Origin of the sequence: Streptomyces sp., from assembly GCF_035645055.1 — a bacterium.
GTDB lineage: Bacteria > Actinomycetota > Actinomycetes > Streptomycetales > Streptomycetaceae > Streptomyces.
The window spans coordinates 39,231-55,779 of sequence record NZ_DASQNH010000092.1; the positions used below are offsets into that span (position 1 = coordinate 39,231).

A 16,549-nucleotide genomic window follows, 5' to 3' on the forward strand; every position below is an offset into this window, starting at 1 on the left:
GCCGATCCTGACAGAGCGATGGGACTCCAACAAGTGATTCCGTTGTTGCCTTTTGGTTACGCGACGGAATCTGTCGACCAGGTGTCGAGTCGACGCGAAAAACAGGGGACGGAGTGTCAGTGGTGGCTGCGACACTGCCGTGCATGGAGAAGATCGACTCGCGGGAAGCCCTGGTCAAGGAGGTACGAGCGGGGGCCCGGGTGAAGTATCTGTACTTCTGGGGGCACCGCCCGCGGCCGGACGGACGGATCGGGCCGAGCTGCCTGAGCCAGTGGTGGCCCTCCCCCTTCACGGTCGACGGCGTGGAGTACGCGACGGCCGAGCACTGGATGATGGCCGCGAAGGCCCGCCTGTTCGGCGACGCGGAGGCGGAGCGGCGGGTGCTGGCCGCGGGGCGTCCGGCGGAGGCGAAGAAGGCGGGGCGGCTGGTCCGGGGGTTCGACGAGGACGTCTGGGAGCGGGAGCGGTTCGGCATCGTGGTCGAGGGCAGCGTCGGGAAGTTCGCCGCCCACGCGGAGCTGCGGGAGTTTCTGCTGGGCACGGGAGAGCGGGTGCTGGTGGAGGCCAGTCCGGTGGACCGGGTCTGGGGCATCGGCCTCGCCGCCGACGACGAGGGGGCGGGGGATCCGGAGCGGTGGCGGGGGCCGAACCTGCTGGGGTTCGCGCTGATGGAGGCGCGGCGGCGACTGCGCCAGGGGGCACAGCCCCACGCACTCCGTACGGCACCAGGGCCCTGGCCCCCGGACACGGGCGGGGCCGCCGGCCCCACCACCCTCACCGGACCACGATCACCAGCACGCCCGTCGTGATGCCCAGAACGATCCCGGCGGCACCGCAGATGATGCCCGCCAGCGCCTGACCCCCGTTGGTGGCCTGCCCTCGCTTCGCCTTCCCCCGGCCGATCGCGCCGAAGATCACGCCGAGGATGCCGAGGATGATGGCCAGCGGCCAGAGGCAGAACACGATCGCCGCGAGGATGCCGAGCACCAGCCCGGCCGTGCCCATCCCGTTGGCGCCGTCCGGCGGCATACCCGGCCAGCCGTAGTAGCCGCCTCCGGCGGCGGGAGGCGGATACCCGTATCCGCCGGGATATCCGTACGGCATCTGCCCGGGACCGTGCGGGGCGATCGGCGGCGGGGGAACCGCACCGCCCCGCGGCCGCGGACCGGGCGGGGCCGGCGGCGCGAAGGGATCACCGAGACCGCCCGGCGGAGGACCCGGACTCGGCGGAGCGGTCGGGGCCGCCCACTGCGACGACACCTCGCCACCGCCCGCGGCGGGCAACGAGGTGATGGTCTGCTGGTCGTGGACCGAGGGCGGTACGGGGCCACTGCCGGAGGCGAGCGTGTCGCCGGGCCCGGCAGGGGTGCCGAGGGGCGCCGGATCGGCGGGCTCCCCCGGCACGGGCTTCTCGAAGGACACCTTCGACGCGTCCGCCTTCGACTCCCGCGCCGGCTCCGGCGGTGCCCAGGGATCGCGCGGGGCGTCAGAGCGCGGCGGCGCGGGCCGGGGCGTGTCGTCGTGCCCCGGCGCCACCGGCGGCTGCGCGTCGTCGGACATGCGCGAGATCCCCTCTGTCGTACGTTCCGTCATGCTACGGCCACACCCAAACCCCTTCCCCCCGCGCCCCTCAGGGGCACGGAGGACTGCACGACCAGCCCCCCACACACAAACCCGCACCCCGCCCCCACCCCCACCCGTCCTACGATGACCCCGACCCACCGATCAGCCGATCACCCGCGCGCCCGCCCGCCCCGCCCGGCGGGGCAGAGCAGCGCGCCGCTCCGGGGAGGAACCCGTGACCGACCGTCCCACCACGCCACAGCCCACCGCAGGTGACTTCATCGCCGGCCTGCCGAAAGCCGAACTGCACGTCCACCACGTCGGCTCCGCCTCCCCCCGCATCGTCGCCGAACTGGCCGCCCGCCACCCCGACTCGAAGGTCCCCACGGACCCCGAGGCCCTGGTCGACTACTTCACGTTCACGGACTTCGCGCACTTCATCGAGGTGTACCTGTCGGTCGTCGACCTCATCCGCACCCCGGAGGACGTCCGCCTGCTGACCTACGAGGTGGCCCGCGAGCTGGCCCGCCAGCAGGTGCGCTACGCCGAGCTGACCATCACCCCCTTCTCGTCCACCCGCCGCGGCATCGACGAGAAGGCGTTCATGGACGCGATCGAGGACGCCCGCGAGGCGGCGGAGGCCGAGTTCGGGACCGTGCTGCGCTGGTGTTTCGACATCCCGGGCGAAGCGGGCCTGGAGGCGGCCGAGGAGACGACCCGGCTGGCCACGGACGACCGCGTCCGCCCGGAGGGCCTGGTCTCCTTCGGGCTCGGCGGCCCGGAGATCGGCGTGCCGCGCCCGCAGTTCAAGCCGTACTTCGACCGCGCGATCGCGGCCGGCCTGCGGTCCGTGCCGCACGCGGGCGAGACGACCGGCCCGCAGACGGTCTGGGACGCGCTCACCCACCTGCGCGCCGAGCGCATCGGCCATGGCACCAGCTCCGCGCAGGACGAGAAGCTGCTGGCGCATCTCGCCGAGCACCGCGTCGCGCTGGAGGTGTGCCCGACCTCGAACATCGCCACGCGCGCGGTCCGCACCCTGGACGAGCACCCCCTCGGGGAGTTCGTCCGCGCCGGTGTCCTCGTCACGATCAACTCCGACGACCCGCCGATGTTCGGCACCGACCTGAACACCGAGTACGCGGTCGCCGCCCGCCTCCTCGACCTGGACGAGCGCGGCCTCGCCGGTCTGGCGAAGAACGCCGTCGAGGCGTCCTTCCTGGACCCGGCGGGCAAGGCCCGGCTGGCCGCCGAGATCGACACGTACACCGACACGTATCTCGCGGGCCGACTCGCGCCCTGACCCGTCCGCTGCGGGGCCCAGCACAATGGGCCCATGCGCAACGTGACCGCCGTGGCCCACCGCGGCGCCCCTTACCACGCCCGTGAGAACACCCTGCACTCGCTGCGTACCGCGCTCGAACTGGGCGCGGACGCGGTCGAGATCGACGTACGGCTGACCCGGGACGGTGTGCCGGTGCTGCTGCACGACGAGACGCTGAAGCGGCTGTGGGAGGTGGACCGTCCGGTACTGGCGCTGACCGCCGCCGAGTTGAGCGAGGTGACGGCGGAGCGGGTGCCGACGCTGGCCGCGGCGCTGGCGGCGACCGGGGACAGCCGGGTGATGCTGGATCTGCCGGGCACCCCGGACGTCCGGGCGGCCCGCCGGGTGGTGGACGTGGTCCGCGAGTGCCGCGCCGAGGACCGCGTCTACTACTGCGCGGGCGCCGCCGCGATGCTCGCGGTGCGCACCGCCGACCCCGCCGCCGAGATCGCCCTGACCTGGACGACGCTGGCGCCGCCGCGGCCCGCGCTGCTGGACGCGGTGCGCCCGCGCTGGCTCAACTACCGCTTCGGCCTGGTCGACCGCGACCTCGCCGCCCGGGTGCACCGCGACGGCTACCTCCTGTCGGTGTGGACACCGGACACGGTCCGCGCCATGCGCCGCCTCCTCGACCTGGACGTCGACTCCATCACCACCAACCGCATCGACGCCCTCTGCGCCCTGCGCCACCGGAGCTAGTCACGCGGCCCGGCGTGCTCCAGCGGCGGCGCGATGGCCTGGGCGTCCGCCCCCTCTCCCACCCACAGTCCGATCAGCAGTGCCGCCGTCGCCTCCACCAGCCCCGCCCGGTCCAGACCTCCGGCGTCCAGCGGCACACAGCCGAGGTCGCGGACGGGTCGGCGTACGGCGGACAGGGCGCTCTCGTCGTCGCCGCACAGCGGTACCGCCAGCGGGCGGCCGTCGAAGACGGGCGGGGTCAGCCGCCAGACGTCGACATGGCAGAGGTTGAAGGCCTTCACCACGTGCGCGCCGGGTGCGGCGGCGGCGATGCGCTCGGCCGCCGAGGGACCGCCCGCCGACCGACGATGATCAACGCCACCGACGCGAAGGGCGAGTCGGGGAACCCGGTGGTGGACGGCATCGTGCGGGCGGCGCTCCAGTAGGACCGTGAGGAGAAGGGGCGGGCGGCCCCACGGAGACCGTGGGGCCGCCCCGGCGGGGACTCAGCTCGCGGCCTTGAACCCGCGCAGCCGCAGCGAGTTGCTGACCACGAACACCGACGAGAACGCCATCGCCGCGCCCGCGATCATCGGGTTCAGCAGGCCCGCCGCGGCCAGCGGCAGCGCGGCCACGTTGTAGGCGAAGGCCCAGAACAGGTTGGACTTGATGGTGCCGAGGGTCCGGCGGGAGAGGCGGATCGCGTCGGCCGCGGCGCGCAGATCGCCGCGGACCAGGGTCAGGTCTCCGGCCTCGATCGCGGCGTCGGTGCCGGTGCCCATGGCGAGCCCCAGGTCGGCCCGGGCGAGCGCGGCGGCGTCGTTGACGCCGTCGCCGACCATGGCGACCGTACGGCCCTCGGCCTGGAGCCGCCTGACGACCTCGACCTTCTCCTCGGGCAGCACCTCGGCGATCACCTCGTCGATGCCGACCTCCTGGGCCACCGCCTCGGCGACGGCCCGGTTGTCGCCGGTGAGCAGCACGGGCCGCAGGCCGAGCGCCCGCAGTCGCCGGACGGCCTCGGCGCTGGTGTCCTTCACCGCGTCGGCGACCTCCAGGACGGCCCGCGCCTCGCCGTCCCAGGCGACCGCGATCGCGGTCCGCCCGGCGGCCTCGGCGGCCGCCTTGGCACGCTGAAGCTCCAGGGGCAGCTCGATCGTCCTCCCCCGCTCCCGGTTTCGCCCGAGCGGGGGGACCCCCGTCCCCAGCAGCCGCTCCCGGCCGACGAGCACGGTGTGCCCTTCGACGACGCCCCGCACGCCCAGTCCCGGGATGCCGGCGAAGTCCTCCGGCGTGGGCAGGTCCCCGACCCGCTCCGCGGCTCCGGCGGCGACGGCCCGGGCGACGGGGTGCTCGGAGGCGTTCTCCAGGGCCCCGGCCAGCCGCAGCACCTCCGTGCTGTCGGTGCCGTCGGCGGTGTGCACGGCGAGGAGGGTCATCCGGCCGGTGGTGACGGTGCCGGTCTTGTCCAGGACGACGGTGTCGACCTTGCGGGTGGACTCCAGGACCTCCGGGCCCTTGATGAGGATGCCGAGCTGGGCGCCACGCCCGGTGCCGACCATCAGCGCGGTGGGGGTGGCCAGGCCGAGGGCGCAGGGGCAGGCGATGATCAGCACGGCGACGGCGGCGGTGAACGCGGCGGTCAGTCCGGCGCCGTTGCCCAGCCAGAAGCCCAGGGTGCCGAGGGCGAGGGCGATGACGACCGGCACGAAGACGCCGGAGATCCGGTCGGCGAGGCGCTGGGCGGCGGCCTTGCCGTTCTGCGCGTCCTCGACCAGCTTGGCCATCCGGGCGAGCTGGGTGTCGGCGCCGACCCGGGTGGCCTCGACGACCAGCCTGCCTCCGGCGTTCACGGTGGCGCCGGTGACCGCGTCGCCGACGCCGACCTCGACGGGGACGGACTCGCCGGTGAGCATGGAGGCGTCGACGGCGGAGGTGCCCTGGACGACGGTGCCGTCGGTGGCGATCTTCTCGCCGGGCCGGACGAGGAAGCGGTCGCCGGTCTTCAGCTCCGCGACGGGCACACGCACTTCGGTGCCGCCGCGCAGCACGCTGACGTCCTTGGCGCCCAGTTCCATCAGCGCCCGCAGCGCGGCGCCCGCCTTGCGCTTGGAGCGGGCCTCGAAGTAGCGGCCGGCCAGGAGGAACGCGGTGACGCCGGCGGCGGCCTCCAGGTAGATGTTGGCGGCGCCGTCGCTGCGGGCGATGGTCAGCTCGAAGGGGTGGGTCATGCCGGGCGTGCCGGCGCTGCCGAGGAAGAGCGCCCACAGCGACCAGAGGAACGCCGCCGCGGTGCCGACCGAGATCAGCGTGTCCATGGTGGCGGCGCCGTGCCGGGCGTTGGCCCAGGCGGCGCGGTGGAAGGGCCAGGCGGCGTAGGTGACGACGGGGGCGGCGAGAGCCAGGGACAGCCACTGCCAGTACGTGAACTGCAACACCGGGATCATGGCCATGGCGATCACCGGTACGGCGAGCACGACGGCGGTGATCAGCCGTTCCCGCAGCGGCTTGAGCTCGTCGGCCTCGGGCACCGCCTCGGGGGCGGCTTTTGGGGGTGCGGGTTCCCGCGCGGTGTATCCGGTGGCCTCGACGGTGGCGATCAGTTCGGGGACGGTGACGTCTCCCGCGTAGGCCACCTTCGCCTTCTCCGTGGCGTAGTTGACGGTGGCGGTGACGCCGTCCATGCGGTTGAGCTTCTTCTCTATGCGCGCGGCACAGGAAGCGCAGGTCATCCCGCCGATCACGAGTTCGACCTCGGTGGCACCAGGGGCCGTGATGGTCATTGCCGCTCCTCCTGAGCTTCCTTCTGGCTGTCTCTCGACTCCTCTTCACTTGATACCCCTGGGGGGTATAAGCTGCTCACATATATACCCCCTATGGGTACCCGGATCAAGAGCAGCACTCAGGAGTCAGAGATGCGCCCCCTGTACAAGATCGGTGCCTTCGGCGCCGCGCTGGCCGCCTCCTTCGCCGCCGCGTACGGCATCGGCGACGCCGTCTCCCCGCTCTCCACGGACCCGGGCGGGGGCGGGCACGAGTCGGCCGCCCACAGCTCCCCCGCGCCGGCGGACACCTCACCCGGCGGCCTGCAGATCTCCGAACGCGGCTACGCCCTCGACCTGAAGACCCCGCGCGTGACGGCGGACGAACCGGCCACCCTGCGCTTCGTCATCCGCGACGCGGACGGCCGCCCGGTGACCGACTACCGCCGCGAGCACGAGAAGGACCTGCACCTGATCGTCGCCTCACGCGACCTCACCACCTACCGCCACCTGCACCCCACCCGGTCCGCCGACGGCACCTGGACGACCACGACCGTCCTCCCCGACCCCGGCGGCTACCGCGTCCTCGCCGACTTCACCCCCGCCGCCGAACGCGAGGGCCTGACCCTGGGCGCCGACCTCGCGGTCTCCGGCACCTACACCCCCGACGCCCTGCCCGCGCCCTCCGCCACGGCCACCGTGGACGGCTACACCGTCACCCTCGACGGCACCCTGAAGGCCGGCGGCGAGAGCGACCTCACCTTCACCGTCCGCCGCGACGGCAAGCCGGTCACCGGCCTCCAGCCCTACCTCGGCGCCTACGGCCACCTGGTCGCCCTGCGCTCCGGCGACCTCGCCTACCTCCACGTCCACCCGCACGAGGAGGCCCACGGCACCACGGTCTCCGGCCCCCGGATCGCCTTCTCCGCGACCGCGCCCAGCGAGGGCGCCTACCGGCTCTTCCTCGACTTCAAGGCCGCCGGCCAGGTCCACACGGCGGCCTTCACGGTCCGGGCGGGCGAGCACACCTCGGTCCCGGCCCCCACCCCGGAGCAGCACGAGGAGCAGGCCCCGCACGGGCACTGACACGACGCGGTCGTCACAACCCGGCGATCGCGTTCCAGAACTTGCCGGACTCCGCCCGCTCCCCGGAGGTGACGTCCCGCGCGACGGCGAGCCGCTCGCGCGTCGCGGCGCCCGGGAAGATCAGCGGGTGCCCGGCCAGGGCGGCGGTCTCCGGGTCCCGGGCGGCGGCCAGGACGTCACCACTGGAGAGGGCGGGGGCGCGCGGCAGCGGGGGCGGGGTGTCGCGTCACGTTCGGTGGGACAGGACGATCCCGGCATGCCTGCTCCGGGGCCGCCGGCGGGCGCGGTCCGCCTGAAGGACTCGTGTCGACGCGGAGGGGCCGGTTCGCCAGGTCAGTCGCTCGTCGAGGGCGAAGCGGTCGTCGGCGGCTCGCTCGCCGGGCGCGGATGCGCGGCGGGTACGCCACAGCCGGCGAGCCCGGTGTGTCCCGTGAGGGCGGCGATCCCGCCGGGGCCGCGCAGCAGGGACGGCGAGCGGGGTGGGTGATCTCGGGGGCATCACGGACGGAGGCCGGGCCCGGCGGCAGGCGGACAATCGACCCCGGCCGAGGGTGCTCGGGCGGAGCCGACACCCGTCGAGCCTGGGCACTCCCGCTGACCCGCGACACCGCCGGGACGGACGTGGCCCCGGACGGTCCGTCCTCCGTCCGGGGCCACGGGGCTCACGGGTTCACCGCTGCGTGACGATCACGCGTCCAGCGACGTCATGACGTGCTTGATCCGGGTGTAGTCCTCGAAGCCGTAGCCCGACAGGTCCTTGCCGTAGCCGGACTTCTTGAAGCCGCCGTGCGGCATCTCGGCGACCAGCGGGATGTGGGTGTTGATCCACACGCAGCCGAAGTCGAGCTTCTTGGACATCCGCATGGCGCGGCCGTGGTCCTTGGTCCACACCGAGGAGGCGAGGGCGTACTCGACGCCGTTGGCGTACTCCACCGCCTGGTCCTCGTCGGTGAAGGACTGCACGGTGATGACCGGGCCGAAGACCTCGTTCTGGATGATCTCGTCGTCCTGCTTCAGCCCCGACACCACGGTCGGCGCGAAGAAGTAGCCCTTGTCGCCGACGCGCTCGCCGCCCGCCTCGACCTTGGCGTGCGCGGGCAGCCGCTCGATGAAGCCGGCGACCTGCTTGAGCTGGTTCGGGTTGTTCAGCGGGCCGAAGAGCACGTCCTCGTCGTCCGGCTGCCCGGTCTTGGTCTCGGACGCGGCCTTGGCGAGCGCGGCGACGAACTCGTCGTGGATGGACTCCTGGACGAGCACGCGGGTGGCGGCCGTACAGTCCTGGCCGGCGTTGAAGAAGCCCGCGACGGAGATGTCCTCGACGGCCTTGGCGATGGCCGCACTGTCGAGGTCGTCGAATACGACGACCGGCGCCTTGCCGCCCAGCTCCAGGTGGACCCGCTTGAGGTCCTTGGAGGCGGACTCGGCGACGGACATGCCGGCGCGCACCGACCCGGTGATGGAGGCCATCGCCGGGACGGAGTGCTCGACCATCATGCGGCCGGTGTCGCGGTCGCCGCAGATGACGTTGAAGACGCCCTTGGGCAGGATCGAACCCATGATCTCGGCCATCAGGACGGTGGAGGCCGGAGTGGTGTCCGAGGGCTTGAGGACGACGGTGTTGCCCGCGGCGATGGCCGGGGCGAACTTCCACACGGCCATCATCATCGGGTAGTTCCACGGCGCGACCTGGGCGCAGACGCCGACCGGCTCGCGGCGGATGATCGAGGTCATCCCGTCCATGTACTCACCGGCGGAGCGGCCCTCCAGCATCCGCGCGGCGCCCGCGAAGAAGCGGATCTGGTCCACCATCGGCGGGATCTCCTCGGTGCGGGTCAGCCCGATGGGCTTGCCCGTGTTCTCCACCTCGGCCGCGATCAGCTCCTCGGCGCGCTCCTCGAACGCGTCCGCGATCTTCAGGAGGGCCTTCTGCCGCTCGGCGGGGGTGGTGTCGCGCCAGGCCGGGAACGCGGCCTCGGCGGCCGCCATGGCGGCGTCGACGTCGGCCTGCCCGGACAGCGGTGCGGTGGCGTACGCCTCGCCGGTGGCGGGGTTCACCACGTCGGTGGTCCGTCCGTCGGCGGCGTCCCGGAACTCTCCGTCGATGTAGTTGCGCAGACGACGCAGCTCGGTGCTCACTGCCGGCCCTCCTGTCGATGTCCATACCTTGAGATGCCCACCCTAGTCGTTCGCCCCACGGTTTCAACACCCCCCAACGTCCCAGATCTGCGAAATCCGCAAGCTCCGATCACGTAAACAACGGATTTCATCGATCTGGCCTTGCGAAACTGTCGAGTCCTCGTGCACAGTGAGGTCGTGGCCAGTCGAAGCGCAGACCAGAGGGACTCCCGCGAGTCCAGGAACGGCACCCCCCAGCTGGATGCCGTCTCCCTCGCCATCATCGAACAGCTGCAGGAGGACGGCCGCCGGCCGTACGCCGCGATCGGCAAGGCCGTGGGCCTGTCCGAGGCCGCCGTGCGCCAGCGCGTCCAGAAGCTGCTCGACCAGGGCGTGATGCAGATCGTCGCCGTCACGGACCCGCTCACCGTGGGCTTCCGCCGGCAGGCGATGGTCGGGATCAACGTCGAGGGTGATGTGGAGTCCATCGCCGACGCGCTGACTGACATGTCGGAAGTGGAGTACGTGGTGATGACCGCGGGCTCGTTCGACATCCTCGCGGAGATCGTCTGCGAGGACGACGACCACCTGCTGGACGTCATCAACAAGCGCATCCGGTCCCTGCCCGGCGTGCGCTCCACCGAGAGCTTCGTCTATCTGAAGCTCAAGAAGCAGACCTACATGTGGGGAACCCGATAACCCGTGAGGACCCGATAACCGTGAGCACCAAGGACCTCAGCCAGAGCGCGTACGACCACCTGTGGATGCACTTCACCCGCATGTCGTCGTACGAGAACGCCCCCGTCCCGACCATCGTCCGCGGTGAGGGCACCTACATCTACGACGACAAGGGCAAGCGCTACCTCGACGGTCTCGCGGGCCTGTTCGTGGTCCAGGCCGGTCACGGCCGCCAGGAACTCGCCGAGACGGCCGCCAAGCAGGCGCAGGAACTGGCGTTCTTCCCGGTCTGGTCCTACGCCCACCCCAAGGCCGTCGAGCTGGCCGAGCGGCTGGCCCACCACGCGCCGGGCGACCTCAACAAGGTCTTCTTCACCACCGGCGGCGGCGAGGCGGTCGAGACCGCCTGGAAGCTCGCCAAGCAGTACTTCAAGCTCAAGGGCAAGCCGACCAAGTACAAGGTCATCTCCCGCGCGGTCGCCTACCACGGCACCCCGCAGGGCGCCCTGTCCATCACCGGCCTGCCCGCCCTGAAGGCCCCCTTCGAGCCGCTCGTCCCGGGCGCGCACAAGGTGCCGAACACCAACATCTACCGCGCCCCGATCCACGGCGACGACCCCGAGGCCTTCGGCCGCTGGGCCGCCGACCAGATCGAGCAGCAGATCCTCTTCGAGGGCCCGGAGACGGTGGCCGCGGTCTTCCTGGAGCCGGTGCAGAACGCCGGCGGCTGCTTCCCGCCGCCGCCCGGGTACTTCCAGCGGGTCCGCGAGATCTGCGACCAGTACGACGTCCTCCTGGTGTCGGACGAGGTCATCTGCGCCTTCGGCCGGCTCGGCACGATCTTCGCCTGCGACAAGTTCGGCTACGTCCCGGACATGATCACCTGCGCGAAGGGCATGACCTCGGGCTACTCCCCGATCGGCGCGTGCATCGTCTCCGACCGCATCGCCGAGCCGTTCTACAAGGGCGACAACACCTTCCTGCACGGCTACACCTTCGGCGGCCACCCCGTGTCGGCCGCGGTGGGCCTCGCCAACCTCGACCTGTTCGAGCGCGAGAACCTCACCCAGCACGTTCTCGACAACGAGGCCGCGTTCCGCTCCACGCTGGAGAAGCTGCACGACCTGCCGATCGTCGGCGACGTCCGCGGCAACGGCTACTTCTACGGCATCGAGCTGGTGAAGGACAAGACCACCAAGGAGTCCTTCAACGACGAGGAGACCGAGCGCGTCCTGTACGGCTTCCTGTCGAAGGCGCTCTTCGACAACGGCCTGTACTGCCGTGCCGACGACCGCGGCGACCCGGTCGTCCAGCTCGCCCCGCCGCTGATCTCCAACCAGGAGACCTTCGACGAGATCGAGCAGATCCTGCGCGCCACCCTCACGGAGGCGTGGACGAAGCTCTGATCTTCCTCAGGGATGATCATCTGCGGCCCCGGTGCCGCCCGTTCGAGTGAGAAACGGGCGCCCGGGGCCGTGTGCTGTCCGGGCTCCCGCACCGCGCTGCCTAGCGTGCCAGTGACCGATACGGCCCTGGCTTCGTTCCCCCGCACGGGGGAACAGGCACGGGAACTACGGATCTGAACCGAGGTGTACGCCCATGGAGGCCCCGCCGGACAACGACGTGCTCTGGGCACGGTCCCTGCACTTCACGCACAAGGACGGCTCCCCCGCGCTGAGCGGCGTCTCGCTCGGCGTCCGGGAGGGCGAGATCCTGGCCGTCACCGGCCCGCGCGGCAGCGGCAAGTCCACCCTGCTCGGTTGTCTGGCCGGGCTGGTGCGCGCCCAGCGCGGCGAGGTCTGGTTCAACAGCGTCCCCGTGCACACCATGGGCCCCCTGACCCGGGAACGGCTGCGCCGCGACCGGTTCGGCTGGATCGACCCGGCCCCCGTGCTCGTCCCGGAGCTGAACGTGTGGGAGAACGCGGCGCTCCCCCTGATGCTGCGCGGCACCACCCGCCGCCGGGCCAAGGTCGCCGCACAGGAGTGGCTGGAACGCCTCGACATCGGCGACAAGGCCCGCAGAAGCCCCGCCGACCTCACCCAGTCGGAGCGTCAGCGGGTCTGCGTCGCCCGCGCGCTGGCTCCCGCCCCCACGGTTCTGTTCGCCGACGAGCCCACCGCCCCGCTGCACCGCGCGGACCGCGGCCACGTCCTGCGGACCCTGACCACGGCGGCCCGCTCGCACGGCATCACGGTGGTGCTCGCCACCCACGACGCGGGGACCGCGGCCCTCGCCGACCGCGCGGTCTCCCTGCTGGACGGGCGCCGCGTGCGCACCGTCCACCTGCCCCCGGCCCCCGAGACGGAAGGCCGGGCCGCGTGCTCGCTCTCCGCCTGACCCGCAGCGCCCACCCGGCCGTCCAGCTGCGCCGCCTGCTGGTCGCGGCGGCCTCGGCGGGTACGGGCTTCCTCCTGCTGTCCGCCCTCGGCTACGCGCTCGGTCACCCCGACGAACCGGCCGGGTCCCTCCTGCTCCGTCTGGCCTGGTGCGCGACCCCCCTGGCCGCGACGGTCCACTTCGCCGTGGCGGTCGCCCGCACCGACCCGGCGACCGCGCCGCGCCCCGGCCTGTCGGCCGTGGGCCTGGGCCCGGGCCGCCTGATGACCGTCTCGGCGATCACCACGGCCCTGGCCACCACGCTGGGCTGCCTGCTGGCCCTCCTCGTCTTCCTGCACCTGCGCGGCGACCTCACCGGTCTGCCCTTCGACGGCGCCGCCGCCGACTTCCTCGCCGCGGACCAGCCCCTGCCGCTCCCCGCGGCCCTCACCCTGCTGGCGGCGATCCCGGCGACCGCGTCCCTCGCGGTGGCCCTCACCCTCCGCCCCCGCGACCCCGGGGCCACCGTCCAGGGCCCACGCCACCGCTTCGGCCGCTTCGGGGCGTTCGGCGGTTCGGCGGGACGCGAGACCTTCGGCGCGTACGGCAGGTTCGGCGCCCGTTTCGGCAAGCCGCGGGCGGTCGTGCCGGCCGGGGCGGCACCGGTGGTTCCCGGACGTGCCCCCTCCACGACGGCCGCCCCGCAAACGCCGAACACCGTGACCGCCCCCGAGGACACGGCCCGGGGCCAGGAGCGGTCACCGGACGCCGAGGCCACGCCCCGCCCCGCGCCCCCGTCCCCGTCCCCGTCCCCCCAGCAGACCCCGGCCACCCTCCCCTGGGGCATCGCCACCCTCGCCGCCGGCCTCGCCGTCGAGGCGTACGCAGGTCACACCACCCCCGCGGACCTCACCATGCCCAATGGCCTCACCACCGGCCCGGTCGGCGTCCTCCTCGGCTGGGCCCTGACCGCCGTGGGCCTCGCCCTGGCCGGCCCCGGACTCACCCACCTGTGCGGCCGTCTGCTGCAGTCCGTCCGCCCCGGCGCCCTCCGCCTCCTCGCGGGCCGCGCCCTGATGGCGGAGGCGGACCGGATCGGCCGCCCCCTCGGCGTGCTCTGCGCGGTGGCCTCCGCGGTGTACGCCCTGGCCGGCCTCCAGACCCCGGCCACCCTCGGCCCCCTCACCACCCTGGGCGTGCTGGTGGTCGCGGGCTGCGCCCTCGCGACCCTGCTGACCGCCGCCGTGGAGTCCCGGCAGGTCCGCTCCGACACCACCGCCGCCCTGCTGCGCCTCGGCGCCCCCGGCACGGTGCTGCGCGGCGCCGCCGCCCTGCGCGCGGGCGCGCTGCTGGCGGTGTTCGGCCCGCTGACCCTGCTCGTCGCCGCGCTGGCGGCCCAGCCGCTGGCCCACTGAGAACTCGTACGAAAAGATGCGCGGCCACCGATGAGTTCGCGCAGGCGCCCGGGTCTGCCTCCACGAACACCGCACGACACACACCGCCTAGGGAGACCCCGCATGTACCAGCAGATGATCTTCGTGAACCTGCCCGTCGCCGACGTGGACGCCTCGAAGAAGTTCTTCACCGAGCTGGGCTACTCGATCAACCCGCAGTTCAGCGACGAGACCACGGCGAGCGTGGTCATCAGCGACACGATCGTCGCGATGCTGCTCAGCAAGGAGAAGTACGCGCAGTTCACCAAGAAGGAGATCGCCGACGCCACCCGGACCAGCGAGGTGCTGATCGCGCTGAGCGCGGAGAGCCGGGAGAAGGTCGACGAGCTGGTGGACAAGGCGCTCGCGGCGGGCGGCACGACGGCCGGCGAGACGCAGGACATGGGCTTCATGTACGGCCGTTCCTTCGACGACCTCGACGGCCACACCTGGGAGGTCGTCTGGATGGACCCGGCGGCCATCGAGGGCTGACCCGCCCCGCGGACCCGGCTGCCTAGCATGGGCGGGTGCATCCGACACCCGCCCAGCCTCAGCAGAGTCACCACGCCTCCCACGACCGCGAGATCGAGTCCCGCGCGGAGTTCGACGAGGTGGTCTCCCGGACGCGGGGCTCTCTCGCCCACCACCGCGTCCAGGCCGTCGACCTGACGGACCGCACCGACGCCCTGCTCACCGCCGACGTCACCGGCGCCGTCTTCCTCGGCTGCCCCATGACCCCCGAGGCCGCCACCCGCGTGGGTGCCGCCGGCGCTCTCGTCTTCCCGCCCATACCGGGCCTCCCCTTCGACCCGTACCGCGGGTTCGTCTACACGTCGGACGAGTTGTTCGACGGACTCGACGAGGGGTACGAGGCCACCCCGGACGCCCTCTCCTACGCCTGGTTCCAGCAGACCAGGGCCGACGGCGACGTCTTCGCCTCCATGCTGCGCGCGGTGCACGACGACTCCGTATCCGACGCGCTCGACGAACTCCTCGTCGGCGCCCGGACGGTGGGTGTGATGGGCGGCCACGCGATGGCGCGCGGAACGGAGGCGTACGCCGGTGCCGCGCGCCTCGGTCGCGCGCTCGCCCGCGCGGGCTTCACCGTCGCGACCGGCGGCGGCCCCGGCGCCATGGAGGCGGCGAACCTCGGCGCGTACGCGGCCCCCTTCGAGGACGCCATGCTCACCGAGGCCCTCGCCGTCCTGGCCAAGGCGCCGTCGTTCGTCCCGTCGGTGACCGACTGGGCGCGGGCCGCCTTCGAGGTGCGCGCGGCCTGGCCCGGCGGCGGAGCCTCGGTCGGCATCCCGACCTGGTTCTACGGCCACGAACCGCCGAACGCCTTCGCCGCGCACATCGCCAAGTACTTCTCCAACGCCACCCGCGAGGACGGCCTGCTGGCCCGCTGCACCGCCGGGGTGGTCTTCCTGCCGGGCGCCGCAGGCACCGTACAGGAGATCTTCGACAACGCGACCCCGAACTACTACCAGTCGCGCGGCGAACCGACTCCCATGGTCCTGGTGGACACCGCGCACTGGACGGAGCACCTGCCGGCCTGGCCGCTGCTCCATGCGCTCGCGCGGGAGCGCCCGATGGCGGCCCGGGTCGCGCTGGTCGACCGGATCGAGGAGGCTCCGGAGGCGTTGAAACGTCTCGGCGGTTAATAAGCGGGCAAAGCCAACACCCGGGCGGGGTCCGCGCATTGACACTTCTTATGGAGCGCTTATAAACCTGTGAGGCTCCTGGGATGCCGGGGCGTCCACCGGACACCGGTGCCGTCCCGACTCCCCGTCAACCCCCCATGTGCGTATCCCGTAAGGACAAACGTGTCCATAACTCGCCGTAACGTTGCACGTTCCGTGCGCATGCTCGGTGTCGCCTCCGCCTCGGCCGCGCTCGCGCTCGGTGCCGCTGGCACCGCCCTCGCCTGCGACATCAGTGAGTTCTCCGCCGCCGCCGTGTGCGACGGCACCAAGGGCGTCATCACGGTCACCGACAAGGACCCCACGGGCGTCCCGGCGACCGTCTCGGTCTACCTGGAGAACAACGGCGCCGACGAGCGCCTGGTCGGCACCCAGGAGGTCCGCGGCTCCCGCGAAGGTGTCACGATCACCTTCGAGGAGGACTGGAAGCCCAACGCCACCTACCGGATCCGCGTCAAGGCCGGGAACCAGGTCGACGAGGACATCAAGCCGAACCTGACCACCCCGTCCACCCCGTGCAAGCCCGGGGAGGAGACGCCGTCCCCGACCCCGACCCCGACCCCGACCCCGACGCCGACCCCGTCCGCGACCCCCTCGGACACCCCGCCGGCCTCCGCGTCCCCGTCGGCACCCGCCGGCACTCCCACGCCCACCCCGTCCGCCCCCGAGGGCGGCAGCAGCGCGCCCGCGGACACCGTGAGCAACGCGCCGTCGCCCGCGGCCGGGAAGTCCAACCTCGCCGAGACCGGTGCGAGCTCCAGCACCGGACTGATCGCCGGCGTCGCGGCCGCCCTGGTCGTCGCCGGCGGTGGCGCGGTGTTCTTCGGCTTGCGCCGCCGCGGCGCCAAGAGCGACCGCTGATCACCCGCCCCGCGATGGCCCGTCCCC

The 16,549-nt window shown here is 72.7% G+C and carries 14 protein-coding genes and 3 pseudogenes; 12 read left to right on the forward strand and 5 right to left on the reverse strand.

Annotated elements, in window-relative coordinates; genetic code table 11:
• Window positions 1–143: 143 nt before the first annotated feature.
• Window positions 144–809, forward strand: a complete 666-nt coding sequence (locus tag VE614_RS29295) for an NADAR family protein (RefSeq protein ID WP_324943799.1) — start codon at window positions 144–146, stop codon at window positions 807–809.
• Here VE614_RS29295 and VE614_RS29300 read toward each other — a convergent pair.
• Window positions 775–1,560 carry a DUF4190 domain-containing protein gene (locus tag VE614_RS29300; protein ID WP_324943802.1) on the reverse strand — a complete coding sequence of 262 codons (786 nt, stop codon included), beginning with the start codon at window positions 1,558–1,560 and terminating at the stop codon, window positions 775–777. The two genes, VE614_RS29295 and VE614_RS29300, sit on opposite strands and share 35 nt — an antisense overlap.
• 86 nt (window positions 1,561–1,646) lie before the next feature.
• On the opposite strand from VE614_RS29300, the pseudogene VE614_RS29305 reads away from it, so the two are divergent.
• Window positions 1,647–2,866, forward strand: a pseudogene (locus VE614_RS29305) (adenosine deaminase).
• Window positions 2,867–2,899: 33 nt separating this feature from the next.
• Entirely contained in the window at window positions 2,900–3,586 is a 687-nt protein-coding gene (locus VE614_RS29310; protein WP_324943805.1) for a glycerophosphodiester phosphodiesterase, read from the forward strand.
• Here the strand turns inward: VE614_RS29310 and VE614_RS29315 are convergent.
• Window positions 3,583–3,921 (reverse strand): annotated as a pseudogene (locus tag VE614_RS29315) (NADP oxidoreductase); the annotation flags it as partial. The gene VE614_RS29310 and the pseudogene VE614_RS29315 overlap by 4 nt on opposite strands.
• Here VE614_RS29315 and VE614_RS29320 point away from each other — a divergent pair.
• Window positions 3,871–4,011 carry a hypothetical protein gene (locus VE614_RS29320; protein ID WP_324943808.1) on the forward strand — a complete coding sequence of 47 codons (141 nt, stop codon included), beginning with the start codon at window positions 3,871–3,873 and terminating at the stop codon, window positions 4,009–4,011. The pseudogene VE614_RS29315 and the gene VE614_RS29320 sit on opposite strands and share 51 nt — an antisense overlap.
• Before the next feature lie 60 nt (window positions 4,012–4,071).
• Here VE614_RS29320 and VE614_RS29325 read toward each other — a convergent pair whose 3' ends face one another.
• A complete protein-coding gene (locus VE614_RS29325) occupies window positions 4,072–6,348 on the reverse strand; it encodes a heavy metal translocating P-type ATPase (RefSeq protein WP_324943811.1) in 2,277 nt (758 codons plus the stop codon).
• A gap of 132 nt (window positions 6,349–6,480) precedes the next feature.
• Between VE614_RS29325 and VE614_RS29330 the strand changes: the two genes are divergently transcribed.
• Entirely contained in the window at window positions 6,481–7,413 is a 933-nt protein-coding gene (locus VE614_RS29330) for a hypothetical protein (RefSeq protein WP_324943814.1), read from the forward strand.
• Between the two features lie 13 nt (window positions 7,414–7,426).
• Here VE614_RS29330 and VE614_RS29335 read toward each other — a convergent pair.
• Window positions 7,427–7,594, reverse strand: a pseudogene (locus VE614_RS29335) (spermidine/putrescine ABC transporter substrate-binding protein); the annotation flags it as partial.
• A 506-nt stretch (window positions 7,595–8,100) separates the two neighbouring features.
• Window positions 8,101–9,549: a gamma-aminobutyraldehyde dehydrogenase gene (locus VE614_RS29340; RefSeq protein WP_324943817.1), complete on the reverse strand. Its 1,449-nt coding sequence runs from the start codon at window positions 9,547–9,549 to the stop codon at window positions 8,101–8,103.
• Window positions 9,550–9,711: 162 nt separating this feature from the next.
• Here VE614_RS29340 and VE614_RS29345 point away from each other — a divergent pair, with 162 nt between their 5' ends.
• The 7 genes from VE614_RS29345 (at window position 9,712) to VE614_RS29375 (ending at window position 16,522) form a co-directional block, all read left to right on the forward strand.
• Window positions 9,712–10,227 carry an Lrp/AsnC family transcriptional regulator gene (locus tag VE614_RS29345; RefSeq protein ID WP_043504450.1) on the forward strand — a complete coding sequence of 172 codons (516 nt, stop codon included), beginning with the start codon at window positions 9,712–9,714 and terminating at the stop codon, window positions 10,225–10,227.
• A gap of 20 nt (window positions 10,228–10,247) precedes the next feature.
• Window positions 10,248–11,612 carry an aspartate aminotransferase family protein gene (locus VE614_RS29350; RefSeq protein ID WP_324943823.1) on the forward strand — a complete coding sequence of 455 codons (1,365 nt, stop codon included), beginning with the start codon at window positions 10,248–10,250 and terminating at the stop codon, window positions 11,610–11,612.
• Window positions 11,613–11,805: 193 nt separating this feature from the next.
• The gene (locus VE614_RS29355) at window positions 11,806–12,546 is read left to right on the forward strand and encodes an ABC transporter ATP-binding protein (RefSeq protein WP_324943826.1); all 741 of its coding nucleotides are present in this window, start codon (window positions 11,806–11,808) and stop codon (window positions 12,544–12,546) included.
• Window positions 12,528–13,940, forward strand: coding sequence for a hypothetical protein (locus VE614_RS29360; RefSeq protein WP_324943829.1), 1,413 nt, complete (start codon window positions 12,528–12,530; stop codon window positions 13,938–13,940). Before VE614_RS29355 ends, VE614_RS29360 begins: the two co-directional genes overlap by 19 nt.
• 102 nt (window positions 13,941–14,042) lie before the next feature.
• Complete coding sequence (locus tag VE614_RS29365; protein ID WP_324943832.1) at window positions 14,043–14,450, forward strand: VOC family protein; 408 nt, start codon at window positions 14,043–14,045, stop codon at window positions 14,448–14,450.
• A gap of 35 nt (window positions 14,451–14,485) precedes the next feature.
• Window positions 14,486–15,622 (forward strand): LOG family protein, encoded by a 1,137-nt coding sequence (locus tag VE614_RS29370; RefSeq protein ID WP_324943835.1) that lies wholly within the window; start codon window positions 14,486–14,488, stop codon window positions 15,620–15,622.
• A 201-nt stretch (window positions 15,623–15,823) separates the two neighbouring features.
• Entirely contained in the window at window positions 15,824–16,522 is a 699-nt protein-coding gene (locus tag VE614_RS29375) for an LAETG motif-containing sortase-dependent surface protein (RefSeq protein ID WP_324943838.1), read from the forward strand.
• The last annotated feature ends 27 nt before the right edge of the window (window positions 16,523–16,549 follow it).

Coding starts and splice junctions, on each gene's coding strand:
- VE614_RS29295 (WP_324943799.1), top strand. CDS start 144: ATGGAGAAGATCGACTCGCGGGAAGCCCTGGTCAAGGAGGTACGAGCG.
- VE614_RS29300 (WP_324943802.1), bottom strand. CDS start 1,560: ATGTCCGACGACGCGCAGCCGCCGGTGGCGCCGGGGCACGACGACACG.
- VE614_RS29310 (WP_324943805.1), top strand. CDS start 2,900: ATGCGCAACGTGACCGCCGTGGCCCACCGCGGCGCCCCTTACCACGCC.
- VE614_RS29325 (WP_324943811.1), bottom strand. CDS start 6,348: ATGACCATCACGGCCCCTGGTGCCACCGAGGTCGAACTCGTGATCGGC.
- VE614_RS29330 (WP_324943814.1), top strand. CDS start 6,481: ATGCGCCCCCTGTACAAGATCGGTGCCTTCGGCGCCGCGCTGGCCGCC.
- VE614_RS29355 (WP_324943826.1), top strand. CDS start 11,806: ATGGAGGCCCCGCCGGACAACGACGTGCTCTGGGCACGGTCCCTGCAC.
- VE614_RS29365 (WP_324943832.1), top strand. CDS start 14,043: ATGTACCAGCAGATGATCTTCGTGAACCTGCCCGTCGCCGACGTGGAC.
- VE614_RS29375 (WP_324943838.1), top strand. CDS start 15,824: ATGCTCGGTGTCGCCTCCGCCTCGGCCGCGCTCGCGCTCGGTGCCGCT.